Below are 25,681 nucleotides of genomic sequence, written 5' to 3'. Positions count from 1 at the left end.
CGAATTGAGAAAGAACTATGACCAAGGTTGAACTGGCAAAACTGCGTACCGTTATCCCCGAAATGCGCCGCGTGCGTCGCATCCACTTTATCGGCATAGGTGGCGCCGGTATGGGCGGTATTGCCGAGGTGCTTGCCAACGAAGGGTACCAGGTCACCGGTTCTGATCTGGCCCGCAACGGGGTGACCGAGCGCCTGGCGTCCCTCGGCGCCCACATCTTCGTGGGGCACAGTGCCGAGCATGTGGACGGTGCCAGCGTGGTGGTGGTCTCCACCGCCATCAAGCAGGACAACCCCGAGCTGCTGGCCGCCCGCGAGCTGCGTATCCCCGTGGTGCGCCGCGCCGAGATGCTGGCGGAGCTGATGCGCTTCCGCCACGGCATCGCAATCGCCGGCACCCACGGCAAGACCACCACCACCAGCCTGGTGGCGAGCATCTACGCCGAGGCGGACAGGGATCCCACCTTCGTCATCGGCGGCCTGCTCAACAGCGCCGGCACCAATGCCCGCCTGGGCAGCAGCCGTTATCTGATTGCGGAAGCGGACGAGAGCGACGCCTCCTTCCTGCATCTGCAGCCCATGGTCTCCATCGTGACCAACATCGAAGCGGATCACATGGACACCTATGGCGGCGACTTCTCCAGGTTGAAGGCCACCTTCATCGACTTCCTGCACAACCTGCCGTTCTACGGCCTGGCCGTGGTCTGTGTGGATGACCCCGTGATCCGCGGCATGCTGCCGGAGATCGCCCGCCCGACCATCACCTATGGCCTGTCTGATGACGCCGATGTGCAGGTGCTGGACTTCGTGCAGACCAGCAACCGCAGCCGATTCAGGGTCCGTCGCAAGGATGCTGGCGAGTTGGAGGTGACCCTGAATCTGCCGGGCATCCACAACGCGCTCAATGCCGCCGCCGCCATCGCGGTGGCGACCGAAGACGGCATAGGTGACGAGGCCATCATCCGGGCGCTCGCCAAGTTCGAAGGGGTGGGACGTCGCTTCCAGCAATACGGCGAGTTCGAGACCGGCCGTGGCAAGGCCATGCTGGTGGACGACTACGGCCACCACCCGAGCGAGGTGAAGGTGACCATCAACGCCGCCCGCGCCGGCTGGCCCGACAAGCGGCTGGTGATGGTGTTCCAGCCCCACCGCTACAGCCGGACCCGGGATCTCTACGAAGATTTCGCCGACGTGCTCTCCAAGGTGGACGTGCTGGTGATGCTGGAGGTCTATGCCGCCGGCGAGGAGCCGATCCCAGGGGCCGATGGCCGCGCCCTGTGCCGCACCATCCGCTCCCGCGGCACCCTGGAGCCCATCTTTGTCGCAACGCCTGACGACGTGCCGGCCGTGCTGGCCGACCTCATCGGCGAGGGGGATCTGGTGCTGACCCAGGGGGCGGGTAACGTCGGGGCGCTGGCCCGCCGTCTCGGCGAGATGAAATTGAGCGTGGATAGCATGAAATCCGGTGCCTGAGGGCCCAATGAGTATTTTGACCGCCAAGCCGGGGCCTATATAATGGCGAACCGGTCTGCAAGTGGCCGGCAAGGCGCGTTAAACGGGGATCGATCGGGTGGAGGCAAGGGCACAAGGGCGCACCAAGGGGGGCTTCATCGCCGGGGTGGCATTTTTCATCCTGGTCATGTGGGGGCTCTACCAGACTGCGCTGGATGTTAAAGACTGGCTGACGGATGCCAGTCGGTTGCCCATGAGCGAGCTGTTGCTGCAGGGGCAACACGAATATTTGAAGGCCGATGAGTTGCGTGCCGCCGTGCTGGATGGTGCCGAGCTTCGCAACTTCTTCGAGCTGGACGTGAACGAATTGCAGGCGCGGTTGAACGCCCTGCCCTGGGTGGCCCAGGTCTCGGTACGCAAGAAGTGGCCGAACAAGATCAAGGTCTATCTCACCGAACAGGACGTGGCGGCCCGCTGGAACGGCAACCGCTTCGTCAACACCAAGGGTGAGGTGTTCAGTGCTCCGGACAGGGTGAAGAAACCCCTGATGCAGTTGTCCGGGCCCGATGATCAGGCCGCCAAGGTGCTGGAAGCCAGCCATCAGTACGAGACGCTGCTGGCGGCCAAGGGATACAAGTTGCTGGGGGTGAATCTGACCCCCCGCCATGCCTGGGAACTGACCCTGGATGGCAACATTCAGCTGTTTGTGGGGCGCTCTGATATCGCGCTTCGTCTGCAGCGGTTTATCGATGCCTTTCCGGTCATCGAGCCCCGTGAGCGGGTTGCTTACGTGGATCTTCGATACGACACCGGGATGGCAGTTGGCTGGAAGAAAAGCGAAGAGAAAGTGAATGACCAACACCGCAGATAGAAATTTGATTGTCGGACTGGATATCGGCACGACCAAGGTGGCGGTACTGGTTGGCGAAGTATTGCCCGATGGCGAACTCAATGTCATCGGCATGGGCAGCCACGCTTCTCGCGGGATGGAGAAGGGCGGGGTCAATGACCTCGACTCCGTGGTCAAGTCCCTGCGCCGCGCGGTGGAAGAGGCCGAGATGATGGCCGACTGCCAGATAAGCTCCGTCTATCTGGGCTTGTCCGGCAAGCACATCGATTGCCGCAACGAGACCGGCATGGTGCCCATCTCCGATGAAGAGGTGACCCAGGAGGACGTGGACAACGTCATCCACACCGCCAAGTCGGTGCGACTGTCGGACGAGCTGCGGGTGCTGCATGTGCTGCCCCAGGAGTTCGCCATCGACTATCAGGAAGGGATCAAGAACCCGGTCGGCCTGTCCGGCGTGCGGATGGCGGCCAAGGTGCACCTGATCACCTGCCACAACGACATGGCTCGCAACATCGAGAAGTGCGTGGAGAAGGTGGGTCTGCGGGTGGATCAGCTGATCTTCTCGGCGCTGGCGTCCAGCTATGCGGTGCTGACCGAGGACGAGAAGGAGCTGGGTGTCTGCGTGGTGGACATAGGTGGCGGTACCATGGACATGTCGCTCTTTACCGGCGGCGCCCTGCGTCACACCAAGGTGATCCCCTACGCCGGCAGCACGGTGACCAGCGACATCGCCTACGCCTTTGGCACGCCGCCGCTGGACGCCGAAGCGATCAAGGTGCGCTACGGCTGCGCCCTCGGCCGCCTGGTCAGCAAGGAAGACAATATCGAAGTGCCCAGTGTCGGCGGTCGTCCGGCGCGCAGCCTGCAGCGGCAGACACTGGCGGAAGTGATTGAACCCCGTTACACCGAGTTGCTCTCCATGGTGAATGACGAGCTGGTGCGGGTGCAGAGCGAATTGAAGGCACAGGGGGTCAAGCATCAGCTGGCCGCCGGTGTGGTCTTGACCGGTGGCGCGGCCCAGATCGAAGGCATAGTGGAGTGCGCAGAGCAGATCTTCCAGAGCCAGGTCCGGGTGGGCGAACCCATGAATATCCGGGGATTGAGCGATTACGTACAGGCACCGGTGTACTCGACTGCGGTCGGGTTGCTGCAGTACGGCCGTACCAATCAATCCACCGGCAGTAGCAAGGAATATGCCGCCAAGGCAAGCGTAGGTGGGCTGGTCAAACGGGTCAGCAACTGGTTGCGTGGCGAGTTCTAAAGATTTTGCTGAGTCAGGCAAATAAAGCGGAGAGACAACATGTTTGAATTTATGGATAGCCACACTGACGAAGCCGTCATCAAGGTGATAGGTGTGGGTGGCGGCGGCGGCAACGCAGTCGAGCACATGGTTCGTCAAAACATCGAGGGTGTTGAGTTCATTACCGTCAACACCGACGCCCAGGCGCTGCGCAACTCCAGTGCCAACACGACTCTGCAGATCGGTGGTGGCATCACCAAGGGTCTGGGTGCCGGGGCCAACCCGGAAGTGGGCCGTGACGCCGCCATGGAAGACAGGGAAGCGTTGCGCGAGCTGCTGACCGGTTCCGACATGGTGTTCATCGCCGCCGGCATGGGCGGTGGTACGGGTACGGGCGCCGCGCCGATCGTGGCCGAAGTGGCCCGCGAGATGGGTATCCTGACCGTTGCCGTCGTGACCAAGCCGTTCTCCTTCGAAGGGAAGAAGCGGATGGGCTTCGCCGCCCACGGTATCGAGGAGCTGTCCAAGAACGTCGACTCCCTGATCACCATCCCCAACGACAAGTTGCTGAAGGTGCTGGGCCGTGGCATCTCCCTGCTGGACGCCTTCAAGGCGGCCAACGACGTGCTGCTGGGTGCGGTACAGGGCATTGCCGAGCTGATCACCCGTCCGGGCCTGATCAACGTCGACTTCGCGGACGTGCGTACCGTGATGCGCGAGATGGGGACCGCCATGATGGGTACCGGCTCCGCCTCCGGTGACGACCGTGCCGAAGAAGCGGCCGAGAAGGCCATCTCCAGCCCGCTGCTGGAAGACGTGGATCTGGCCGGTGCCCGCGGCATCCTGGTCAACATCACCGCCGGCATGGACATGACCATCGAAGAGTTCGAGACCGTGGGTAACGCGGTCAAGGCCTTCGCGTCCGAGAACGCCACCGTGGTGGTGGGTACCGTCATCGATCCGGAGATGCACGACGAACTGCGCGTGACCGTGGTGGCCACCGGTATCGGTGCCGAGCGCAAGCCCGACATTACCCTGGTCAAGAACAACATGGTCCAGGAACGTCCGGCTCGTCAGCCCCTGATCAGCGAAGCTCTGCAGTCTCGCGTGATGGAAGAGGCGCCGGCCAAGGTGGTGAACGCCGAGCCGCAAGCTCGTCGCGAACCGGATTATCTCGATATTCCTGCGTTCCTGCGCAAACAGGCAGACTAAGCCTCTGATGGCTCTGGTTTGTTTGTTGCTTAAGGATTGTGCTAAGATGGCCCGGCAACGACCATCTGGTCAGGAATTTGAGCTGTTAAAGCGGATACGCCCATGATTAGACAAAGAACCTTGAAAACGAGTGTCCAGGCCACCGGTGTGGGCCTGCATTCGGGCCGGAAAGTCACTATGACGTTCCGTCCGGCGCCTGTTAACACAGGGATCGTTTACTTGCGTACCGATCTGAATCCTGTGGTAGAGCTGCCAGCCAACGCCGATCAGGTGCGTGATACCGTGCTTTGTACCGCTCTGGTGAACGAAGCCGGTGTTCGTGTGTCGACCATCGAACATCTGTCTGCCGCTCTGGCCGGGATGGGGATCGACAACCTCTATGTCGAGGTTGATGCTCCCGAGATCCCGGTAATGGACGGCAGTGCGCATCCGTTCATCTATCTGCTGCAGGAAGTGGGTATTCGTGAACAGAACGCACCCAAGCAGTTCGTGCGGATCAAGCAGAGCATCCGGGTTGAAGATGGCGACAAGTGGGCGGAATTCCACCCCTATCGCAACGGCTTCAAGATGGATCTCGAGATCGATTTCCAGCATCCGGTGTTTGAAGGCCGCAACCAGCGTTGCGTGCTGGACTTCTCCGGCAGCTCCTTCGTGAAAGAGATCAGCCGTGCCCGTACCTTCGGCTTCATGCGTGATATCGAGTACCTGCGTTCCCAGAACCTGGCACTGGGCGGCAGCCTGGAAAACGCCGTGGTGCTGGATGACTACCGGGTGCTGAACGAAGATGGCCTGCGTTACGAGGACGAGTTCGTCAAGCACAAGATGCTGGATGCCATCGGTGACCTGTACATGTGCAACCGCAGCATCATCGGTGAATTCCGTGCCTACAAGACGGGCCATGCCCTGAACAACAAGCTGCTGCGTGCCTTGCTGGCCCAGCAGGAGGCCTGGGAACTGGTGACCTTCGAGGGTGAGGGCGACAAAGCGCCCATCGCTTACTACGACAACGGTCTGGTTCTGGCCTGATAGCTGTGCAACAGGACGTCGGTCATCTCTCCGCACCGACGTCCTGTCATTTGTTTATTCCATCCTTTAATACCGATTATCTCCCGGTTTTATTGCCCGTGCAGGCCCTTGGCCTCACCTGACCGAGAAGACAGATTCCTATGAGCATTACCCTGATCCTCCACGGTAAGCAGCGCCGAAAGTTGCACTTACCCAAACAACGTCTGGCCTGGGTCGGCGGTATCCTCTTCACTGCATTGGCCTTGGGGAGTGGCTGGCTCTGGCAGAGCTGGCACCAGAAGATGGAGGCGCTGGAAGTGGCGCTGACCCTGGCGCAGCAGCAAAAATCCACGCAAGGGGCCGATGAAGCCCGCGAACAGCTCGCCATGCTGGCGGCCCAGGTGGGCACCATGCAGGGGCAGCTCGGTCGTCTCAACGCCCTCGGCGAACGCCTGACCGAGAAGGCGGACCTCGATCCCGAGGAGTTCAACTTCAAGGAGCTGCCCCCCATGGGCGGTCCCTCCTACGATGCGGACTTGGAAGTCAGCCTGGGCGAGCTGCAAGACTCCATGGAACACCTCAACCGTCAGCTCAGCAGCCGCGAAGAGCAGCTGTCGGTACTTGAATCCTTCATCATGAATCACCATATCACCGATGCCGGTTTCATCTCGGGTTCACCGGTGAAACAGGAGCGGGTCTGGATCTCCTCCGGCTTCGGTGGCCGGGTCGATCCGTTCAACGGTCGCGCCAAGATGCACAAAGGGGTGGATTTCCGCGGCAAGCCCGGCACCCCCATACTGGCGACCGGCAAGGGGATCATCAGCTGGGCGGGGCGTCACCCTGAGTTCGGCAACATGGTGGAGATAGACCATGGCAATGGTCTGGTCACCCGCTATGCCCACAATTCCAAGTTGCTGGTGGATGTGGGCACCCTGGTCGACGAAGGCCAGAAGATCGCCCTGATGGGACGAACCGGTCGTGCGACCGGAGTTCATTTGCATTACGAAGTGTTGAAAGATGGTCGTCAGGTCAACCCCGCGCGCTTTCTGAATGCCAGACGGGGTTAGGTTTTTTCTTCAGGTTCCAGTGACGGAACGCTTATATAACCAAAACAGTTGGTACCCATGATTAGCACACTGCTCACCAAGATTATCGGCAGCCGGAACGACAGAACGCTCAAGGCTTTGCGCAAAATTGTAAAACAGATCAATGCGATGGAGCCTCAGTTCGAGGCACTGTCCGACAGCGAGCTGCAGGCCAAGACCGCCGAGTATCGCCAGCGCCTGGAGCAGGGTGAGACCCTGGAGCAGTTGCTGCCGGAGGCCTTCGCCACCGTGCGTGAAGCCTCCCGCCGGGTGTTCGGCATGCGCCACTTCGATGTCCAGCTGATCGGCGGCATGGTGCTGAACTCCAACCGTATCGCCGAGATGAAGACGGGTGAAGGTAAGACCCTCACCGCGACCCTGCCGGCCTACCTGAACGCCCTGACCGGCCGCGGCGTCCACGTGGTGACGGTGAACGACTATCTGGCGAAGCGCGATGCCGAGGCGAACCGCCCGCTGTTCGCCTTCCTCGGCCTGACCGTCGACTGCAACGTGCCCGGCATGGATGCCTCCCAGAAGCGCGACGCCTACGCCGCCGACATCACCTACGGTACCAACAACGAGTTCGGCTTCGACTACCTGCGCGACAACATGGCGTTCTCGCCGGAACAGCGCGTGCAGCGTCCGCTCAACTATGCGCTGGTGGATGAGGTGGACTCGGTGCTCATCGATGAAGCCCGTACCCCGCTCATCATCTCGGGCCCGGCGGAGGACAGCTCCGCCATGTACACCCAGATCAACAAGCTGATCCCCCTGCTGGTCAAGCAGGACAAGGAAGACTCCGAAGAGTACACCGGCGACGGCCACTACACGGTGGACGAGAAGAACCGCCAGGCGCTGCTGACCGAGAACGGCCAGATCTTCGTGGAGGAGCTGCTCAAGAAAGAGGGGCTGCTGGCGGAGGAGGACTCCCTGTTCTCCGCCACCAACATCAGCCTGCTGCACCACGTCAACGCCGGCCTGCGTGCCCACACCCTGTTCGAGCGCAACGTCGACTACATCGTCCAGAAGGACGAGATCGTCATCGTCGACGAGCACACCGGCCGTACCATGCCGGGTCGCCGCTGGTCCGACGGCCTGCACCAGGCGGTCGAGGCGAAGGAAGGGGTCAAGATCCAGAACGAGAACCAGACCCTGGCCTCCATCACCTTCCAGAACTACTTCCGCCTGTACGACAAGCTGGCGGGCATGACGGGTACTGCCGACACCGAGGCGTTCGAGTTCCAGCAGATCTACGGCCTGGACACCGTGGTCATCCCGACCAACAAGCCCATGGTGCGAAAGGACATGGGGGATCTGGTCTACCTGACCGCCCAGGAGAAATACGCCGCCATCGTGCAGGACATCCGCGACTGCGTGCAGCGCGGCCAGCCGGTGCTGGTCGGTACCGTCTCCATCGAGAACTCCGAGCTGCTCTCCGGCATCCTGACCAAGGAAAAGATCCCGCACAAGGTGCTGAACGCCAAGTTCCACGCCATGGAAGCGGAGATCGTCGCCCAGGCGGGCCAGACCGGTGCCGTGACCATCGCCACCAACATGGCGGGCCGGGGTACCGACATCGTGCTCGGCGGCAACTGGCAGGCGGAGATAGCCCAGCTGGAGAACCCGACCAGTGAGCAGATCGCCGAGCTGAAAGCCGCCTGGCAGGTGCGTCACGATGCCGTGCTGGCCGCTGGTGGCCTGCACATCATAGGTACCGAACGCCACGAATCCCGTCGTATCGACAACCAGTTGCGCGGCCGTTCCGGTCGCCAGGGTGACCCGGGCTCCTCCCGCTTCTATCTCTCCATGGAAGACACCCTGATGCGGATCTTCGCCTCCGATCGCGTGACCGGCATGATGAAGAAGCTGGGCATGGAAGAGGGCGAGGCCATCGAACACCCCTGGGTGACCAAGGCCATCGAAAACGCCCAGCGCAAGGTGGAGGGTCGCAACTTCGACATCCGCAAGAACCTGCTGGAGTTCGACGATGTGGCCAACGATCAGCGCAAGGTGGTCTACGAGCAGCGCAACGAGCTGCTGGACACCAGCGACATCTCCGAGACCATCCACGTCATCCGTGACGACGTCTATGGCAGCGTCATCGACGAATACATCCCGCCCCAGTCCCTGGAGGAAATGTGGGACGTGCCGGGTCTGGAGGCGCGCCTGAAGTCCGACTTCGCGCTGGATCTGCCGCTGCAGCAGTGGCTGGCGGAAGACGACAAGCTGTATGAGGAGAAGCTGCGCGAGCGCATCCTGGAAGAGGCCACCAAGCTCTATGCCCACAAGGAGGAGCTGGTCGGCAAGGAGGTGCTGCGCAACTTCGAGAAGGCGGTGATGCTGCAGACCCTGGATGGCTTGTGGAAGGAGCATCTGGCGGCCATGGATCACCTGCGTCAGGGCATACATCTGCGCGGCTACGCCCAGAAGAACCCCAAGCAGGAGTACAAGCGCGAGTCCTTCGATCTGTTCACCCAGATGCTGGAGACCCTCAAGCGCGACGTGGTCAGCATCCTGAGCCGTGTCCAGGTGCAGGAGCGCGACGTGGAGGCGATGGAAGAGCAGCAGCGCCAGCAGGCACAAGCGGCTCCCCGCACCTATACCCACGCCGCCGCCGAGAACCAGCTGGCCGACGACGAGGCCCAGCCCGAACCGGGTCACGTCACTTTCGTGCGGGACGAGCAGAAGGTGGGCCGCAACGATCCCTGCCCCTGCGGCTCCGGCAAGAAATACAAGCACTGTCACGGTCAGTTGACCTGACACCCTGCCATGATGAATACACCGCCTCCGGGCGGTGTATTTGTTTCCGGGACAGGAGGAGATCACCGATGAGCAAGCTGCCGGCGGGGTGGGATGACGAGGCACATAGCCATTGGTCGAGGGGGGATCGCCAGCAGGCTGTCCAGCAGGTGCTGATGAGGCTGAACGAGGCAAGGATCAAGCCTGTTCCCCTGCAGCTGCAGTTGGCCTATTACCTCTTTTTGTCAGGGGATCCCGCCTCGGCCGCTCAGGTACTGATGCTGGCGCACCAGGGCTCGCCCGAGGACGACGAGGTGCTGCGCAATCTCTGCGTCTGTCTCTCCCGCTCGGGTCAGCATGAGCGGGCCGTGGTTCATCTGACCGAGCTGGTCCGCCGTGAGCCGGCCGATTATCTGACCTATGACGGACTCTGCACTTCCCTCGCCAAGCTTGGGCGCTATGCCGAAGCCTCGGTGGCGGGGGCCCGGGCCCTGACCCTCAAGGATGAGGCCGTCTCGCAGCCCGTCGAGGGGTGGGCGCTGCCGGCAGAGGGGCCGGCAGCCTGGCTGGCCGGGCAGGGGGAGAGGCAGCCCGTCATCGCCTTCTCCCTCTGGGGCAAGCAGGCCCGTTACTTGCGGGGAGCGCTCGACAATGTGCTGGCCGCAGCCTACCTCTATCCCGGCTGGCGGGTGCGCTTCTACGTGGATGCCAGTGTGCCGGGAGAGTTGCTGACCTGCCTGCGGGAGCATGGCGCCGAGGTCAGGATGCAACCCGACGGTCAGTCCCTGCGTCAGCGCCTGTGCTGGCGCTTCCAGGTCGCCAATGATCCCGGAGTGGGACGCTTTCTTGTGCGCGATGCGGACTCCGTGCTGAATCTGCGGGAGCGGCTGGCGGTCGATGACTGGCTTGCATCGGGGCACTGGTTCCATATCATGCGTGACTGGTGGAGCCACACCGATCTGGTGCTGGCAGGCATGTGGGGCGGTGTGGCCGGCGTGCTTCCACCCTTGCAGCCGCTGCTGGAGGGTTATCAATCCAGGACCATGGAGACGCCGAATATCGATCAGTGGTTCCTGCGTGACTGCCTGTGGCGCTATCTGCGCCAGAGTGCGCTGATACATGATCGCTGCTTTGCTCCGGCAGGCGTCGTCCCCTGGCCGCAGCCGGCCCCGGCGGGCAATGAACATGTGGGGCAGGATCTCTTCAGGGCCCAGGGGGAAAAGCAGGCCGCTCGGCTGGCCCCCTGGATCGCCCGTTTGTCGTGTTTACGTTGAGGACAATGATGGAACAGAAGAAACGGATCTGGGTGGCGGTCGGTGTCATCGAGAACGAACGGGGCGATATCTTCATCGCCAAACGCTCCGCCGATCGCCATCAGGGGGATCGCTGGGAGTTTCCGGGGGGCAAGGTGGAGTCGGGGGAAGACCTGCTCACCGCGCTGGACAGAGAGCTGTGGGAAGAGATCGGGATCCGGGTGCAGGACTGCGCTCCCTTCATGGAGCTGCACCACGACTACCCCGACAAGCAGGTGTTGCTGGATATCTGGAAGGTAACCCGTTTCCATGGCGAGCCCTTCGGCAAGGAGGGGCAGGAGTGCCGCTGGGTGCCGCTGGCCTCGCTCCACGAGTACCACTTCCCGGATGCCAACGGCCCCATAGTGGCGCGGCTGCAAGCCTCGCTGGCCTGAGGGCAGAGCACAACCATTGAAAAAGGGCCGGTCAGGCCCTTTCTTGATCGTGTTGTGTTTATTGCCAGGGATCGCCCTGTTCCGGGTCGGGCAGCAGATCCGGGTTGATCTCGCCGGGAATGCGCTTCTCTTCGTCGGCCCATTCACCGAGGTCGATCAGCTGGCAGCGCTTGCTGCAGAAGGGGCGAAACGGGCTCTCGGGAGTCCATTCAACCTCACTCTGACAGGTGGGGCATTTTACCTTGGTGACCATGTCGTTCTCTCCTTAGCAGCAGGCGAGCTGGAAGGGGACGTCGCCAATCTGCTGTTCCGTCGTCGGCAGGAAGCGCAGGGCGAAGCGGTTCTTGTGGCCGCTCAGGGTGGGGTAGCAGGCTTGTCCATTGGGCAAGCGAATACGGATAAGCTCGGCCCCTTCGGCGGTGTCCTGGAAGAAGCCGTTGGTGGCCACCTGATCGCTGAAGTTGCCCGACTCGCGCCACAGGCGCAGCAGCAGGGAGATGGCGTTCATCAGCAGGGTGATGTCGCTGAGCCATTGCTGCATCTGCTGGTGGCGGGCGACGGCTGGCGTGGCCAGCCAGTGATGCAGCTGGGGTACGTCGAAGGCGCACAGCCCCCCCGGAATGGAGAAACGCTGGCGGATGGAGCCGAGCAGGCGATCTTCCTTCAGGCGGGCACCGGGACGGGGGGAGTTGAGCAGACTGCGGGAGAGCTGGGTGCTTTCCTGCTGCATCCGCTGGATCTGCTCGAGGTCGACGTCAGGCAGGCTGGCCCAGTGGCTCAGCCGCTGGCCGAGGCGCTCCAGGTCCTTGATGAGATCGGCGCGCAGGTCGCCGCGCTCCAGCAGCTCCTGCAAATCGAACAACCCCTTGAAGAAGGCGATGTGTGCCCAGGACTGGTCACTCTCCAGATTGTCGCGGATCTGGGAAAACAGGGACTCCAGACGAAGATAGGTCCGGCTTTTTTCATTGAGGGGGAAATCGTAAATCATGCCTAATCCTGGCCAGCCATAAACCGGCCTAGTGTACTCACTGTTGGCGGGCTTGTTGAGAGGCAAATGCCAGATATGTCTGGTGCAGGGCCAAAATTCGCTCTCGGATGGTCTCACTTGTGACACTCTGGTTGTCCAGCACGTCATCGGCCATCGCCAGGCGTTCCCCGCGGCGCGCCTGGGACGCCAGTATCGCCTCTGCCTGCGCCCGGCTCACGCCATCCCGACGACAGGTTCGCTCTATCTGGGTCTCCTCGTCCACGTCGATGACCAGCACCCGATCGGCGAGGGAGGTGAGCCGGTTCTCCACCAGCAGGGGCACCACCAGCAGGCAGTAGGGAGACTCGGCGGTCGCGCACTGGCGCAGCATTTCGCTGCGGATGAGGGGGTGGAGCAGGGCGTTGAGCCAGGCCTTGGCCGCCGGGTCGCTGAAGATATGCTCGCGCAGTCTGCGGCGATCGAGCCGGCCATCGGACGAGATGACATCCTGGCCAAAATGGTCGGCAATGGCGGCCAGGGCCGGGGTGCCGGGCTCCACGACCTCGCGGGCGATGATGTCGGCATCCACCACCTCGATGCCCAGCTCGGCAAAGCGGTTGGCGATGGTGGTCTTGCCGCTGCCGATGCCCCCTGTGATGGCGACTACATACATGGGTCAGAGATCCTCTTGCTAGAGCACGACATGGAGATACCAGCGGGTGATGCTATCCCCCCACAGCAGCGCTATCCAGCCCGCGATGGCGAGATAGGGGCCGAAGGGGATGGGCTTGCCCTGATGGTGGTTGCGAAGCAGGATGAGGCCGATACCTATGGCGGCGCCGACCAGGGAGGAGAGCAGCAGCACTATGGGCAGCACCTGCCAGCCGAGCCAGGCGCCGAGGGCTGCCAGCAGCTTGAAATCGCCATAACCCATGCCCTCCTTGCCGGTGAGCAGCTTGAAGGCCCAGTAGAGGGCCCAGAGCACCAGATAGCCTGCCATGGCGCCGATCACCGCATCCGCCAGGGGGACGAAGCCTCCCAACAGGTTGAACAGCAGACCGCCCCACAGCAGTGGCAGGGTGAGCTGGTCCGGCAGCAGCATCTTGTCCAGATCGATGAAGGTGAGCGCCACCAGTACCCAGGTCAGCACGAGGGCCGCCAAGGTTCCCCAGCCGGGAGTGAGGGTGGCGGCCACGGCGACCGACAGCAGGGCAGTGAGCAATTCGACCAGGGGATAGCGGGCGGAGATGGGGGCTCGGCAGTTGCGACAGCGCCCCCTGAGCCAGAGCCAGCTCAGCAGGGGGATGTTCTCCAGCGCACCTATGGGGTGGTCGCAATGGGGGCAGCGGGAGCGGGGCACCATCAGGTTGTAGCGTCCAGTGGCCGGGATGGGGGACGTATGGTCACCGAAATAGTCGGTGTATTCGGCGTGCCAGTCCCGCTCCATCATGATGGGCAGGCGATGGATCACCACGTTGAGGAAGCTGCCCACCATCAGGGAGAAGAGAAACACCAGGGAGAGATAAAACCAGGGCAGGGCCTGGGCCAGTTCGATCAGGGGCGCCATAAGTCAACCGCTTGCGTTGAGAGAGAAGGGGCCAGGCCGAACTGGCTGGCCCTCTTGCCGAAGGGGCTCAGTGTATCACAGAGCCGAGCTTGAAGATGGGGAGGTACATGGCCACGACCATGCCGCCGACCAGCACCCCGAGCACCACCATGATGATGGGTTCCAGCAGGCTGGTGAGGCCGTCGACCATGTCGTCCACCTCCTGTTCGAAGATGGCCGCGACCTTGGAAAGCATGTCATCGATGGCGCCGGACTCCTCGCCGATCATCACCATCTGGGTCACCATGTCGGGGAAGAGATCCACGGTGCGCATGGCGACGTTGATCTGCATGCCGGCCACCACCTCGTTGCGGATGGCCATGATGGCGGTGCGATAGACATAGTTGCCCGACGCCCCGGCCGCCGAGACCAGCGCATCCACCAGGGGGATACCGGCGGAGAAGGTGGTGGAGAGGGTGCGGGCGAAGCGGGCCATGGCGGCCTTGTGCAGTATGTTGCCCACCACGGGAATGGTGAGGATGAACCTGTCTGTGCTGTCCCTGACCTTCTGGGACTTTCGCCAGGCGCGCACGTAGAGGAAGATGGCGAGGGCGAGGCCGCCAAAGATGACATACCACCACGACTGCATGAAGCGGGAGATGCCGATGACGAACCGGGTGAAGGCGGGCAGCTCGGCCCCGAAGCTCCGGAAGATCTCCTCGAACTGGGGGATGACGAACAGCAGCAGGATGGAGGTGACGACGATGGCCACCAGGATGACCATGGCCGGATAGAACATGGCCTTCTTGATCTTGGATTTGAGGGCCTCGTTCTTCTCGCGATAGGTGGCAATCCGGTCGTAGATGGTTTCCAGTGCGCCGGACTGCTCTCCGGCCTCGACCAGGTCGCAATAGAGATCGTCGAAGTAACGGGGGTGACGGTGCAACGCCTCGGACAGCGGGGTACCTGTCTCCACGTCGGCGGCGATCTGGCCGATCAGTTCGCGCACCGCCGCCTTTTCATGGCCGCGTGCGATGATCTGCAGGCTCTGTACCAGGGGTACGCCGGCGGAGAGCATGGTGGTGATCTGGCGGGAGATGACGGCGATGTCCATCGGCTTGATCCGGGCGCCGCCCTTGGAGAACAGCCCCTGTCCCTGCTTGCTGACCTTGGTGACATTGACGCCCTGCTTGCGCAGTTCCGCCTTGACGGTATTGATGCTGTCGGCCTGCAACTCGCCGGACACCTTCTGTCCCTTGCGATTGAACCCGTGCCAGCGGAAGGAGAAGACCTTTTTTGGTGCGTTCTGTTTTTGAGCTAATGTAGCCATCACTGCATCCTGCAATTGGGCGACGGTGGCCGGGTGCTGCTGCCCATCCGGCTCATCTTGGCTTGAAGAACATCATCGGGGTTATGGCAGCGGCTTCACCCGGTGAGATGACTCGAACACAGCGTACTCAGTTGGTAGTGATCCTGTTTATTTCGGCCAGGCTGGTGACTCCCAGGCGGGCTTTTTCAAGGCCGGAGGTGCGCAGGGTGCGCATCCCTTCCTTCTGGGCGATGGCCGCGATTTGCAGCGAGTTGGCTCCTTGCATGATGAGCTTGGCGATGTTGTCGGACATCAGCATGATCTCATAGATCCCGACCCGTCCTCGGTAGCCTCCCGAGCACTCCTTGCACCCCACGGGCTTGAACAGTCGCAAGCCGGCGGCCAGTTGCTGCTGGGTAAAGCCCAGCTCCAGCAGCTCGGCTTCCGGCACCACCTCGGGCGCCTTGCAGTGATCGCACAGCTTGCGGGCGAGGCGCTGGGCCATGATGAGGGTGACCGAGGAGGCGATGTTGAAGGCGGGGACACCCATGTTCATCATCCGGGTGAGCGTCTCGGCCGCCGAATTGGTGTGCAGGGTGGAGAGCACCAGGTGGCCGGTCTGGGCGGCCTTGATGGCGATCTCGGCGGTTTCCAGATCCCGGATCTCCCCCACCATGACGATGTCGGGATCCTGGCGCAGGAAGGAGCGCAGGGCGCTGGCGAAGGTGAGCCCCGCCTTGGGGTTGATCTGCACCTGGTTCACGCCGGGCAGGTTGATCTCCACCGGATCCTCGGCGGTAGAGATGTTGACCTCGTTGGTATTGAGGATGTTGAGACCGGTATAGAGTGACACCGTCTTGCCCGACCCCGTGGGGCCGGTGACCAGTATCATCCCCTGGGGTTTGGAGAGGGCATGCAGGTATTGCCCCTTCTGGCGGTCGTCAAAGCCGAGTTGATCGATATTGAGCCTGGCTGCAGATGAATCTAGTAGCCGGATGACGATCTTCTCACCCCACATGGTGGGCAGGGTGTTGACCCGCATATCCATGGATCTGTTGCGCGAAATCTTGAGCTTGATCCGGCCATCCTGGGGCAGACGCCGCTCGGCGATGTCGAGCCGCGCCATGACTTTTAAGCGCGCCGCGAAACGGTTTGCCAGGTTCACCGGCGGGGTGGCGATCTCGTGCAGTATGCCGTCGATCCGGAAGCGGATCCGGTACTTGGTCTCGTAAGGTTCGAAATGCAGGTCCGATGCGCCGCGCTTGATGGCGTCCATCATGATCTTGTGGATGTACTTGACGATGGGGGCGTCATCGTCGGCCGTATTGACGCTCTCATCGAGACGAGAGTTCTCGTCGGACACCTCGAGCTCGGAGATCTCGGCCTCGTCGATGTGATCCATGCCGAGGGTATCCTGCTCGCTTTCCATCAATTTGCCGATGGCGGCGGTCAGCTTGCTCTCCTCGACCAGCAAGGCTTCCGTGTGCAGACCGAAGCTGAAGCCGAAATCCTCCAGGGCCGACACATTGGTCGGATCCGACATGGCGATATAGAGGGTGTGGCCCTGGGTATAGATGGGCAGGACGTGATGTTTTTCAATCAGCTTTTGATTGAGGTATTTCTGCGGGATCTCGGCCAGGTCGAAGGCGGCCAGATCCAGCAGAGGTACCCCATACTCAAGCTCGCAAAAGTCGGCGAGGGCCTTGCTGTCGAGGATGTCGTTTTCAATCAGGAAGGTGACAAAGGGCTTGCGCTGCGCCCTGGCCTGGCTCAGATAGCGCTGTGAGTCCGGCTCACTGAGGAGGGAGGAAGCGGCCAGGCTGGTGGCCAGGCCGCTATTAAGGCTAGAGGTCATAAATTAGCAGAGGCTTGCTGCCGTGCATGTACCACTATCTCGTGTCCAGTTGATCTGTTTGGACGGTTCAGCTGTGCCAGACATAACGAAGGTTGGATTAGCAGGTGAAACATTATCGAAGTCAGTACCGCTCGTGACGGTTATTGTCACACCTGTCGCACCAGAAGCAGCAACTAGTGTGTTAGCGGCGTTTGTATCAATTCTCTTTATGTCAGAACCTGTAATACCTGATGCAAGGGCACTGTTTCCAGCATCAATACATTTAGCTTCAGTTGTGCCGAAATTAATACTGGCTCCATCAGTATCTGTACTTTGCAGGCACACTTCGATAGCTGTTTTTGCTGGCCCTGCAGCGGCTATTACCTCTGAAAACTTCGCTCGAAGTGTATAGGTCTGATACGCCGGCAAGGCGATGGCGGCGAGGATGGCGACGATCGCAACGACGATCATCAATTCGATTAGCGTAAACCCTGACTGTCTTTTCATGTCAAATATCCTTTTTTCCATGGTTCCTGATAAGCACAGGTGGAATGCTATCCACGTTGGTATCTTATCCGAGCGCTTCGGGTTGGCAACAGAGGCGGAGCCCTTGTTAACCACTTTTGTGTCATTTAGTGAAAGTTGTAGAAAAATCAAAGATTAAATGGTTTCTCTTGGCACTGCTCAAGGTTGGGGAGGGCCCATCTTCACACTCCTTATGTCGCGGGATCCTGCATAAAGAAAAGGCGCCGATGGCGCCTTTTGCAAGTTTCGAGCCCTGTAATATTTTTGGGCCAAACGGCGGGTATGGCTCGCTCAGCCCTCGGCCACGTCTTCCATAAAGCGCATCGAGAGATCCAGTGCCCGCACGTGTTTGGTCAGCGCCCCCACCGAGATAAAGTCGACGCCGGTCGCGGCATAGCTGGCAAGGGTGTCGAGCGTCACGTTGCCAGAGACCTCCAGCTTGGCGCGCCCCTGGTTCAGGTGGACGGCCTCCTTCATCATGGGGATGTCGAAGTTGTCCAGCATCACGATGTCTGCACGGGCTGCCAGCGCTTGCTCCAGCTCGGCCAGGGATTCGACCTCCACTTCCACCGGCTTGCCCGGATTGAGGTGGCGTGCCTGTGCTATCGCCGGCGCTATACCGCCGCAGGCGAGGATATGATTCTCCTTGATGAGATAGGCGTCGTAGAGACCGATGCGGTGGTTCTTGCCGCCGCCACAGGTGACCGCATATTTCTGGGCGGTGCGAAGACCGGGCAGGGTCTTGCGGGTGTCGAGCAATCGGCAGTCCGTTCCCTCCAGCTCGGCCACATAACGGGCGGTCAGGGTGGCGACGCCGGAGAGAGTCTGCACGAAGTTGAGGGCATTGCGTTCGCCGGTGAGCAGCACACGGGCGGGGCCGTGCAGGCGGAACAGCTCCTGATTGGGGGAGAGGCGCTCGCCATCCTGCACCTTCCACTCCACCCTGACGTCGCCGCCGAGCTGGGCAAATACCTCGTCTACCCAGGGCTGGCCGCAGAAGACGCCCACCTCGCGGGTGATGACTCGCGCAGTCGAGATGCGATCCGCCGGGATCAGCTGGGCGGTGATATCGGCGCTGGCATCCGGTTGGTCCAGTGCGGTGAGGGCATCGCCCAAGTCTTCGAGAAGTGCGGCGCGCACGGCGCGGCGGATGTCCTGTTGTAACATGCCTTATTCCTGCAAGGGTCTGAGAAGCAACTGCCTGTCTTTCTGGCGCAATTCCAGCCTGCCCAGGGCATTCATGCCCACCAGGATCTCCTCCCCGTCGGCAGCCGGATTGATAAAGACGGACAAATCGTACAGGGTCAGCGGACCCATCGCCAGACTTTCGATACGGCCGGTATCGACCAGGATCTCCCCGGCCGCCGTGTTGACCCGGCTGCGGCCGGTGGCGACGAGGCCGAGCCGGGAGGCCACCTGGCTCGGTATGGTCACCCTGGTCGCCCCCGTGTCCAGCAGCAGTTGCACCGGCTGGTCGTTGATGGCACCCTCCAGACGATAATGACCGCTGGCATCCGCCTTGAGCAGCAGATCGCCGCTGGCGGTCACCGACGGTTGTTCGCGACCATGAAAGTAGAGGGTCAGCAGACCCAGCAGCGAGAGCCAGGCCAGCAGCCAGAGACGGCGTGCCATCGGGTGCATAGTATGTCCCACATCGCGCGAGTGAATGGCCAAGCCTAACACAGCTTTACCCGTGGATTCAGGGACTTGTTTCCTGTTTATCACCCCCTTCCCATTGTGAGTCGAGCAGACGATGACACAACCCAGAACCCCGTTTTCCATCGATAGTGAAGGCTGGTGCGAGCAGGCCCGCAAGGTGCCGTCGCCCCATCACAACGAGCGTACCAGCCCGGACGATGTCTCCCTGCTGGTGATACACGGCATCAGCCTGCCCCCGGGGGAGTTCGGCGGCCCCTTCATCGACGATCTGTTTCTCGGCCGGCTCGATCCCGAGGTGCACCCCTATTTTGCCGGTATCCATCAGCTGAGGGTGTCGGCCCACTGCCTGATCCGCCGGGACGGCGAGCTGGTGCAATACGTGCCATTCGGTGCCAGAGCCTGGCATGCGGGGGTGTCGAGCTGGGCGGGGCGGGAGGCGTGCAACGACTACTCCATCGGCATCGAACTGGAAGGGACCGACGAGCTTCCCTACTGCGACGTGCAATACGAGGTGCTGTCGGACCTCAGCCGGGCGATCGCTCGCCGTTATCCCGCCATCACGGCGGAGCGGATCGTCGGGCACTGCGACATCGCGCCGGGCCGCAAGACGGATCCTGGCAACAGTTTCGAATGGCTTCGATATCGAGAAAAACTCCACTTTTAGTGAAAAGTGCAAAATTAGTTAGTGTTTTTAGAATCAATGGCTTGCCCTATGGGGCGGGCCATTTTTCATGCTGTTGAGTAAATGTTGCCGGTGAGCGAGCTCACAAATATTGGTCAGACCATTTTCTATGAGCTACATCATGATTCCGCGTTTTTACCCCCAAAGTGGCAAGTCAGCTTCTTGATTCAGATCATATTTTGGGTGGACTTTTTCCAAGCCCTCTGCTAATTTTCGCCCCAACCATAAAATTGGTAATACCAATTTAACAAAGTAGCCTCATGCCCTATATCAAGATTACTCAGCCCAAGCTGGCCGACGCCATCGTCGCCGAGCTGGAAAGCATGATTCTGGAAGGCAGCCTGCAGCCGGGCCAGAAGTTGCCGCCCGAGCGGGAACTCGCCATCCAGTTTCAGGTGTCGCGCCCCTCCCTGCGCGAAGCCATCCAGCGCCTGGAAGCGAGAGGACTCTTGTATCGTCGTCAGGGCGGCGGCACCTATGTGCAGAATGCCTTGAGCAAGGGGATCGCCGATCCCCTGTTCGAACTGCTCAGCACTCACCCGGAAGCCCAGTACGACCTGCTGGAGTTTCGTCATGCGCTGGAAGGCATCTGTGCCTACTACGCGGCGCTGCGGGGCACAGAGGCTGATTTCGAGCGGATCCGCCTGGCGCAGGCCGCCATCGAGGAAGCCGGTCAGCAAGGGTCGCTGGTGGTCGAGTCGGCCGCCGTGACCCAGTTCTATCTGGCCGTGGCCGAGGCCTCCCACAACGTGGTGCTGCTGCATCTGCTGCGGGCCATGGGCCCCATGCTCGAGCAGAACATTTTACGAAACAATGAAATTTTGAATCGCCGTCCGGGAGTGGTCGCCAAGATCCGTCGCCATCGTGCGAGCCTGATCGAGGCTATCCTGTCGGGGGCTCCGGAGCGGGCCAGGGCTGCTTGTCATGAGCACCTGGCCTTTATCGAGGACACCTTGTTGGATATGCAGAGGGAAGACAGCCGGATCCAGCGATCCATGCGTCGGATCCGTCAGCAGGAAAACTAATCCCACAAGGCTTTCTTAATTGTCGAATGCTTGCGCCCTTCGCCGTGCAATGCCGTGCAATCACAACAACATAGGAACCAGCCATGTCTGATATCCTGAAGAACGATGTGGACCCGATAGAAACGCTGGAGTGGCTTGCCTCTCTGGAATCCCTGCTGCGTGAAGAGGGTCCGCAACGCGCTCAGTTCATCCTTGAACAGTTGGCCGAGAAAGCCCGCGCAAGCGGTGTGGACGTGGCTGCCAAGGCAAACCGCGACTACATCAACACCATCCCTGCCAGCGACGAGCCGGCTTACCCGGGCGACCTGGAGATGGAACGCCGCATTCGCGCCATCATCCGCTGGAACGCCATGATGATAGTGCTGCGCGCTTCCAAGAAAGACCTGGACCTGGGTGGTCACATGTCTTCCTTCGCTTCTTCCGCGACCATCTACGAAGTCTGCTACAACCACTTCTTCCGTGCCCGCAACGAGAAGGACGGTGGCGATCTGGTCTACTTCCAGGGTCACATCTCCCCGGGCATCTACGCCCGCGCCTTCGCCGAAGGTCGCCTGACCGAAGAGCAGCTGGACAACTTCCGTCAGGAAGTGGATGGCAAGGGTATTCCTTCCTACCCGCACCCGAAACTGATGCCGGAATTCTGGCAGTTCCCGACCGTCTCCATGGGTCTGGGCCCCATCGCCGCCATCTATCAGGCCCGCTTCCTGAAGTACCTGACCGACCGTGGCATCAAGGATTGCTCCGAGCAGACCGTTTACGCCTTCCTGGGTGACGGCGAGATGGACGAGCCGGAAGCCAAGGGTGCCCTGACCGTTGCCGTACGCGAGAAGCTCGACAACCTGGTATTCGTGGTCAACTGCAACCTGCAGCGTCTGGACGGCCCGGTTGTCGGCAACGGCAAGGTCATCAACGAGCTGGAAGGCCTGTTCTCCGGCGCCGGCTGGGATGTCACCAAGGTCATCTGGGGTCGCAAGTGGGATGAGCTGCTGAAGAAAGACACTTCCGGCAAGCTGATCCAGCTGATGAACGAGACCGTGGACGGCGACTACCAGACCATGAAGTCCCGCGACGGTGCCTACGTGCGCGAGCACTTCTTCAACCGTTACCCGGAAACCGCCGCGCTGGTCAAAGACATGACCGACGAGGAGATCTTCGCCCTGAACCGCGGTGGTCACGACCCCCGCAAACTGTTCGCCGCCTTCTCCAAGGCTGCACAGACCAAGGGCAAGCCGACCGTGATCCTGGCCAAGACCATCAAGGGCTATGGCATGGGCGAAGCGGCCGAAGGCAAGAACATCGCTCACCAGGTCAAGAAGATGGATCTGGGCTCGGTGCGTCACCTGCGCGATCGTTTCAACCTGCCGGTCACCGACGAGCAGCTGGAAAACCTGCCGTACCTGAAGATCGAAGAGGGTACCGAAGAGCACAAGTACCTGCACGCCCGCCGTGCCGCGCTGAAGGGCTATGTACCGACCCGTCTGCGCGAGAGCACCACCAAGCTGGAAATCCCGGCGCTGGATGCCTTCGGTCCGCTGCTGGGCGAACAGGCGCGCGAAATTTCCACCACCATGGCGTTCGTGCGTTCCCTGAACGTGATGCTGAAAGACAAGTCCATCGGCAAGCGCATCGTGCCGATCCTGGCTGACGAAGCCCGCACCTTCGGTATGGAAGGCCTGTTCCGCCAGATCGGTATCTACAGCCCGCACGGCCAGCAGTACACCCCGCAAGACCGCGACATCGTCTCCTACTACAAGGAAGACAAGCAGGGTCAGGTTCTGCAAGACGGTATCAACGAGCTGGGCGCCATGTCCTCCTGGCTGGCTGCTGCCACCTCTTACAGCACCAACGATTGCCCGATGATCCCGTTCTACATCTACTACTCCATGTTCGGCTTCCAGCGGATCGGCGACATGGCGTGGGCAGCCGGTGACCAGCAAGCCCGTGGCTTCCTGCTGGGCGCGACCTCCGGTCGTACCACTCTTAACGGAGAGGGCTTGCAGCACGAAGATGGTCACAGCCACATCCTGGCCAACACCATCCCGAACTGCATCTCCTACGACCCCTCCTACGCCTACGAAGTGGCGGTGATCGTACAGGACGGCCTGCGCCGCATGTACGGTGAGAACCCGGAGAACGTGTTCTACTACATCACCACCCTGAACGAGAACTACGCCATGCCGGCCATGCCGGAAGGCGCCGAGGAAGGCATCCGCAAGGGTATCTACAAGCTGGAAACCGTGGCCGGCACCAAGGCCAAGGTACAGCTGCTGGGTTGTGGTTCCATCCTGGGTCACGTGCGCACTGCCGCCCAGATCCTGGCCAGCGAGTACGGCGTGGGTTCCGACGTGTTCAGCGTCACCTCCTTCAACGAACTGGCTCGCGACGGTCAGGACGCGGATCGCTGGAACATGCTGCACCCGACTGCAGAGGCTCGCGTTCCCTACATCGCTCAGGTACTGGGTACCGAAGCCACCATCGCCGCGACCGACTACATGAAGTCCTTCGCCGATCAGGTGCGTGCCTTCGTGCCGACCGAGAACTACCGTGTGCTGGGTACAGACGGTTACGGCCGTTCCGACAGCCGTGCCAACCTGCGTCGTCACTTCGAAGTGAACGAGTTCTACGTGGTGGTTGCTGCCCTGACCGAACTGGCCAAGCGCGGCGAGGTAGACAAGCAGGTGGTGGCCGACGCCATCGCCAAGTACGGCATCGATGCCGACAAGGTCAACCCGCTGTACGCGTAAGAGGATTGAGTGTCGCGCCGGGTATCCGGCGCGACCTTGCCTGGGTTTAAACGGATAACGCGGGATGCGCGTGGCGATGCTCAGGCTGCCACGTGGATGCACGCAAGAGGATAAAGCGCAATGTCCAAACAGATTATGGTGCCGGATATCGGTGCCGATGAAGTTGAAGTCACCGAGATCATGGTGGCCGTGGGTGACAAGGTCGAGCTGGACCAGTCCCTGATCGCCGTGGAAGGTGACAAGGCCTCCATGGAAGTCCCGGCCCCCGCCGCCGGTATCGTCAAAGAGATCCTGATCAAGGTGGGCGACAAGGTTGCCACCGGTTCCCAGATCATGGTCTTCGAAGCCGAGGGTGCTGTCGCACCGGCTCCGGCCCAGGCTGCTGCCCCGGTTGCTGCCGCGCCGGCCGCCGCTCCTGCCGCTGCCGCGCCGGCCGCCGCTCCTGCCGCTGCCGCGCCGGCCGCCGCTCCTGCCGCCGCCGCTCGCCAGGACGTCAACGTGCCGGACATCGGTGGTGACGAAGTCGAAGTGACTGAAATCATGGTGGCCGTGGGCGACATGGTTGAAGCCGACCAGTCCATCATCGCCGTGGAAGGTGACAAAGCCTCCATGGAAGTGCCGGCACCGTTCGCCGGTCGCGTGGTCGAGATCAAGGTTGCCGCCGGCGCCAAGGTTTCTACCGGCTCCCTGGTGATGGTCTTCGAAGTGGCGGGCGCTGCCCCGGCCGCCGTTGCCGCGCCGGCTCCTGCTGCCGCCCCTGTGGCTGCCGCTGCTCCGGTTGCCGCCGGTGCCAAAGACGTCAAGGTGCCGGACATCGGCGGTGACGAAGTGGAAGTGACCGAGATCATGGTCGCCGTGGGTGACAAGGTTGAAGCCGACCAGTCCCTGATCACCGTGGAAGGCGACAAGGCCTCCATGGAAGTGCCTGCGCCGTTCGCCGGCGTGGTCAAGGAGATCAAGGTGAAGGCGGGTGACAAGGTCTCCACCGGTTCCCTGATCATGGTATTCGAAGTTGCGGGTGCCGCTCCGGCTGCCGTGGCTGCTCCGGCTCCTGCCGCAGCGCCTGTTGCTGCCGCTCCGGCTGCCGCCGCTCCTGCGCCGGTTGCCCAGGCTGCTGCCGCCTCCGATTTCGTCGCCAACGACGCCTATGTCCACGCCTCCCCGGCTGTACGCCGTCTGGCGCGCGAGTTCGGTGTCAACCTGGCCAAGGTGAAAGCCTCCGGTCGCAAGGGTCGCATCGTCAAAGAAGACGTGCAGGCCTACGTGAAGGATGCGGTCAAGCGCGCCGAGTCCGCTCCGGCTGCTGGCACCGGCACTGGCAACGGCATGAGCGTCGTGGCCTGGCCCAAGGTTGATTTCAGCAAGTTCGGCCCTGTCGAAGAGCTGGAACTGACCCGTATCCAGAAGATCTCCGGTCCTGCCCTGCACCGCAACTGGGCCATGATCCCCCACGTCACCCAGTTCGACGAAGCCGATACCACGGATCTGGAAGCGTTCCGCAAAGAGCAGAACATCCTGGCCGAGAAGCAGAAGCTGGACGTGAAGATCACCCCGCTGGTGTTCATCCTGAAGGCGGCCGCCAAGGCCCTGGAAGCCCATCCGCGCTTCTGCAGCGCCCTGTCCGAAGACGGCAGCAAGCTGATCATGAAGAAGTACATCCACATCGGTGTGGCGGTGGATACCCCCAACGGTCTGGTGGTTCCGGTGGTTCGCGACGTCAACAAGAAGGGCATCCACGAGCTGTCCCGCGATCTGGCCGAGATCTCCAAGAAGGCCCGTGCCGGCAAGCTGACCGCTGCCGACATGCAGGGCGGTTGCTTCACCATCTCCAGCCTGGGTGGCATCGGCGGTACCAGCTTTACCCCGATCGTCAACGCGCCGGAAGTGGCCATCCTGGGCGTCTCCAAGTCCGAGATGAAGCCGAAGTGGAACGGTAAAGAGTTCGTGCCGCGTCTGATGCTGCCGCTGGCTCTGAGCTACGACCACCGCGTCATCGATGGCGCCGACGGTGCCCGCTTCATCACCACCCTGAGTGGTGTGTTGTCCGACATTCGTCGACTGGTCCTGTAAGTGAGAGGGCGGGCCCAGAGCCCGCCCTTTTTGCTTCTCATTTCGTTAACA

General features: G+C 61.6%; 22 protein-coding genes. 13 read left to right on the top strand and 9 right to left on the bottom strand.

The features are described 5' to 3' along the window. Positions 1–17 precede the first annotated feature (17 nt). The 9 genes from murC to mutT all read left to right on the top strand — a co-directional run bounded on the left by murC (position 18) and on the right by mutT (position 11,269). Positions 18–1,472 (top strand): UDP-N-acetylmuramate--L-alanine ligase, encoded by a 1,455-nt coding sequence (gene murC, locus I6L39_RS04025; RefSeq protein WP_216991097.1) that lies wholly within the window; start codon positions 18–20, stop codon positions 1,470–1,472. 97 nt (positions 1,473–1,569) lie between these two features. Further along, entirely contained in the window at positions 1,570–2,322 is a 753-nt protein-coding gene (locus I6L39_RS04020; protein ID WP_029314839.1) for a cell division protein FtsQ/DivIB, read from the top strand. Beyond that, on the top strand, positions 2,303–3,562 hold the full coding sequence (ftsA, locus tag I6L39_RS04015) for a cell division protein FtsA (RefSeq protein ID WP_025328454.1): 1,260 nt from the start codon (positions 2,303–2,305) through the stop codon (positions 3,560–3,562). The genes I6L39_RS04020 and ftsA overlap by 20 nt, the downstream gene beginning before the upstream one ends. A 39-nt stretch (positions 3,563–3,601) precedes the next feature. Further along, complete coding sequence (ftsZ, locus tag I6L39_RS04010; protein WP_005305686.1) at positions 3,602–4,753, top strand: cell division protein FtsZ; 1,152 nt, start codon at positions 3,602–3,604, stop codon at positions 4,751–4,753. 102 nt (positions 4,754–4,855) lie between these two features. Continuing rightward, the gene (gene lpxC / locus I6L39_RS04005; protein ID WP_124813883.1) at positions 4,856–5,779 is read left to right on the top strand and encodes a UDP-3-O-acyl-N-acetylglucosamine deacetylase; all 924 of its coding nucleotides are present in this window, start codon (positions 4,856–4,858) and stop codon (positions 5,777–5,779) included. Positions 5,780–5,919: 140 nt separating this feature from the next. Continuing rightward, positions 5,920–6,825 carry a M23 family metallopeptidase gene (locus I6L39_RS04000; protein WP_201955332.1) on the top strand — a complete coding sequence of 302 codons (906 nt, stop codon included), beginning with the start codon at positions 5,920–5,922 and terminating at the stop codon, positions 6,823–6,825. A 57-nt stretch (positions 6,826–6,882) separates the two neighbouring features. Continuing rightward, the gene (secA, locus tag I6L39_RS03995; protein WP_216991096.1) at positions 6,883–9,603 is read left to right on the top strand and encodes a preprotein translocase subunit SecA; all 2,721 of its coding nucleotides are present in this window, start codon (positions 6,883–6,885) and stop codon (positions 9,601–9,603) included. Positions 9,604–9,671: 68 nt separating this feature from the next. Next, positions 9,672–10,856, top strand: a complete 1,185-nt coding sequence (locus I6L39_RS03990; protein WP_042077618.1) for a tetratricopeptide repeat protein — start codon at positions 9,672–9,674, stop codon at positions 10,854–10,856. Between the two features lie 8 nt (positions 10,857–10,864). Next, positions 10,865–11,269 (top strand): 8-oxo-dGTP diphosphatase MutT, encoded by a 405-nt coding sequence (gene mutT / locus I6L39_RS03985; RefSeq protein ID WP_174213873.1) that lies wholly within the window; start codon positions 10,865–10,867, stop codon positions 11,267–11,269. Between the two features lie 58 nt (positions 11,270–11,327). On the opposite strand, the gene yacG is transcribed toward mutT, so the two are convergent. The 9 genes from yacG to I6L39_RS03940 form a co-directional block, all read right to left on the bottom strand. Beyond that, positions 11,328–11,522, bottom strand: coding sequence for a DNA gyrase inhibitor YacG (gene yacG / locus I6L39_RS03980; protein WP_042077620.1), 195 nt, complete (start codon positions 11,520–11,522; stop codon positions 11,328–11,330). A 12-nt stretch (positions 11,523–11,534) separates the two neighbouring features. Next, positions 11,535–12,257 (bottom strand): cell division protein ZapD, encoded by a 723-nt coding sequence (gene zapD / locus I6L39_RS03975; protein ID WP_042077622.1) that lies wholly within the window; start codon positions 12,255–12,257, stop codon positions 11,535–11,537. 37 nt (positions 12,258–12,294) lie between these two features. Next, complete coding sequence (gene coaE, locus I6L39_RS03970) at positions 12,295–12,909, bottom strand: dephospho-CoA kinase (protein ID WP_042077623.1); 615 nt, start codon at positions 12,907–12,909, stop codon at positions 12,295–12,297. An 18-nt stretch (positions 12,910–12,927) separates the two neighbouring features. After that, positions 12,928–13,803 (bottom strand): A24 family peptidase, encoded by an 876-nt coding sequence (locus tag I6L39_RS03965; protein WP_042077625.1) that lies wholly within the window; start codon positions 13,801–13,803, stop codon positions 12,928–12,930. Positions 13,804–13,870: 67 nt separating this feature from the next. After that, a complete protein-coding gene (locus I6L39_RS03960; protein ID WP_209794187.1) occupies positions 13,871–15,112 on the bottom strand; it encodes a type II secretion system F family protein in 1,242 nt (413 codons plus the stop codon). A gap of 127 nt (positions 15,113–15,239) precedes the next feature. After that, positions 15,240–16,946, bottom strand: coding sequence for a PilB family type IVa pilus assembly ATPase TapB (tapB, locus tag I6L39_RS03955; RefSeq protein ID WP_042077628.1), 1,707 nt, complete (start codon positions 16,944–16,946; stop codon positions 15,240–15,242). A 3-nt stretch (positions 16,947–16,949) separates the two neighbouring features. After that, positions 16,950–17,432: a type IVa pilus major pilin TapA gene (gene tapA / locus I6L39_RS03950; RefSeq protein WP_216991095.1), complete on the bottom strand. Its 483-nt coding sequence runs from the start codon at positions 17,430–17,432 to the stop codon at positions 16,950–16,952. A gap of 309 nt (positions 17,433–17,741) precedes the next feature. After that, the gene (gene nadC / locus I6L39_RS03945) at positions 17,742–18,617 is read right to left on the bottom strand and encodes a carboxylating nicotinate-nucleotide diphosphorylase (protein WP_216991094.1); all 876 of its coding nucleotides are present in this window, start codon (positions 18,615–18,617) and stop codon (positions 17,742–17,744) included. Between the two features lie 3 nt (positions 18,618–18,620). Next, a complete protein-coding gene (locus I6L39_RS03940; RefSeq protein WP_042077632.1) occupies positions 18,621–19,091 on the bottom strand; it encodes a TIGR02281 family clan AA aspartic protease in 471 nt (156 codons plus the stop codon). A gap of 112 nt (positions 19,092–19,203) precedes the next feature. On the opposite strand from I6L39_RS03940, the gene ampD reads away from it, so the two are divergent. The 4 genes from ampD (at position 19,204) to aceF (ending at position 25,630) form a co-directional block, all read left to right on the top strand. Next, positions 19,204–19,773 carry a 1,6-anhydro-N-acetylmuramyl-L-alanine amidase AmpD gene (gene ampD, locus I6L39_RS03935; protein ID WP_216991093.1) on the top strand — a complete coding sequence of 190 codons (570 nt, stop codon included), beginning with the start codon at positions 19,204–19,206 and terminating at the stop codon, positions 19,771–19,773. Between the two features lie 278 nt (positions 19,774–20,051). After that, entirely contained in the window at positions 20,052–20,816 is a 765-nt protein-coding gene (pdhR, locus tag I6L39_RS03930) for a pyruvate dehydrogenase complex transcriptional repressor PdhR (protein WP_010675815.1), read from the top strand. A gap of 83 nt (positions 20,817–20,899) precedes the next feature. Further along, positions 20,900–23,560, top strand: coding sequence for a pyruvate dehydrogenase (acetyl-transferring), homodimeric type (aceE, locus tag I6L39_RS03925; protein ID WP_042077637.1), 2,661 nt, complete (start codon positions 20,900–20,902; stop codon positions 23,558–23,560). Between the two features lie 120 nt (positions 23,561–23,680). Further along, complete coding sequence (gene aceF, locus I6L39_RS03920) at positions 23,681–25,630, top strand: pyruvate dehydrogenase complex dihydrolipoyllysine-residue acetyltransferase (RefSeq protein WP_216991092.1); 1,950 nt, start codon at positions 23,681–23,683, stop codon at positions 25,628–25,630. The last annotated feature ends 51 nt before the right edge of the window (positions 25,631–25,681 follow it).

The sequence above is a fragment of the Aeromonas sp. FDAARGOS 1409 genome (genome assembly GCF_019048705.1).
GTDB classification, from domain to species: domain Bacteria; phylum Pseudomonadota; class Gammaproteobacteria; order Enterobacterales; family Aeromonadaceae; genus Aeromonas; species Aeromonas sanarellii.
Note: the sequence above shows the minus strand (reverse complement) of the source record. Positions and strands in the feature narration are given on the sequence as shown.

What these genes read in the sequence shown, in the direction of transcription:
- murC (WP_216991097.1), top strand. Translation starts at nt 18, where the DNA reads ATGACCAAGGTTGAACTGGCAAAACTGCGTACCGTTATCCCCGAAATG.
- ftsA (WP_025328454.1), top strand. Translation starts at nt 2,303, where the DNA reads ATGACCAACACCGCAGATAGAAATTTGATTGTCGGACTGGATATCGGC.
- ftsZ (WP_005305686.1), top strand. Translation starts at nt 3,602, where the DNA reads ATGTTTGAATTTATGGATAGCCACACTGACGAAGCCGTCATCAAGGTG.
- lpxC (WP_124813883.1), top strand. Translation starts at nt 4,856, where the DNA reads ATGATTAGACAAAGAACCTTGAAAACGAGTGTCCAGGCCACCGGTGTG.
- I6L39_RS04000 (WP_201955332.1), top strand. Translation starts at nt 5,920, where the DNA reads ATGAGCATTACCCTGATCCTCCACGGTAAGCAGCGCCGAAAGTTGCAC.
- secA (WP_216991096.1), top strand. Translation starts at nt 6,883, where the DNA reads ATGATTAGCACACTGCTCACCAAGATTATCGGCAGCCGGAACGACAGA.
- I6L39_RS03990 (WP_042077618.1), top strand. Translation starts at nt 9,672, where the DNA reads ATGAGCAAGCTGCCGGCGGGGTGGGATGACGAGGCACATAGCCATTGG.
- mutT (WP_174213873.1), top strand. Translation starts at nt 10,865, where the DNA reads ATGGAACAGAAGAAACGGATCTGGGTGGCGGTCGGTGTCATCGAGAAC.
- yacG (WP_042077620.1), bottom strand. Translation starts at nt 11,522, where the DNA reads ATGGTCACCAAGGTAAAATGCCCCACCTGTCAGAGTGAGGTTGAATGG.
- zapD (WP_042077622.1), bottom strand. Translation starts at nt 12,257, where the DNA reads ATGATTTACGATTTCCCCCTCAATGAAAAAAGCCGGACCTATCTTCGT.
- coaE (WP_042077623.1), bottom strand. Translation starts at nt 12,909, where the DNA reads ATGTATGTAGTCGCCATCACAGGGGGCATCGGCAGCGGCAAGACCACC.
- I6L39_RS03965 (WP_042077625.1), bottom strand. Translation starts at nt 13,803, where the DNA reads ATGGCGCCCCTGATCGAACTGGCCCAGGCCCTGCCCTGGTTTTATCTC.
- I6L39_RS03960 (WP_209794187.1), bottom strand. Translation starts at nt 15,112, where the DNA reads ATGGCTACATTAGCTCAAAAACAGAACGCACCAAAAAAGGTCTTCTCC.
- tapB (WP_042077628.1), bottom strand. Translation starts at nt 16,946, where the DNA reads ATGACCTCTAGCCTTAATAGCGGCCTGGCCACCAGCCTGGCCGCTTCC.
- tapA (WP_216991095.1), bottom strand. Translation starts at nt 17,432, where the DNA reads ATGAAAAGACAGTCAGGGTTTACGCTAATCGAATTGATGATCGTCGTT.
- nadC (WP_216991094.1), bottom strand. Translation starts at nt 18,617, where the DNA reads ATGTTACAACAGGACATCCGCCGCGCCGTGCGCGCCGCACTTCTCGAA.
- I6L39_RS03940 (WP_042077632.1), bottom strand. Translation starts at nt 19,091, where the DNA reads ATGCACCCGATGGCACGCCGTCTCTGGCTGCTGGCCTGGCTCTCGCTG.
- ampD (WP_216991093.1), top strand. Translation starts at nt 19,204, where the DNA reads ATGACACAACCCAGAACCCCGTTTTCCATCGATAGTGAAGGCTGGTGC.
- pdhR (WP_010675815.1), top strand. Translation starts at nt 20,052, where the DNA reads ATGCCCTATATCAAGATTACTCAGCCCAAGCTGGCCGACGCCATCGTC.
- aceE (WP_042077637.1), top strand. Translation starts at nt 20,900, where the DNA reads ATGTCTGATATCCTGAAGAACGATGTGGACCCGATAGAAACGCTGGAG.
- aceF (WP_216991092.1), top strand. Translation starts at nt 23,681, where the DNA reads ATGTCCAAACAGATTATGGTGCCGGATATCGGTGCCGATGAAGTTGAA.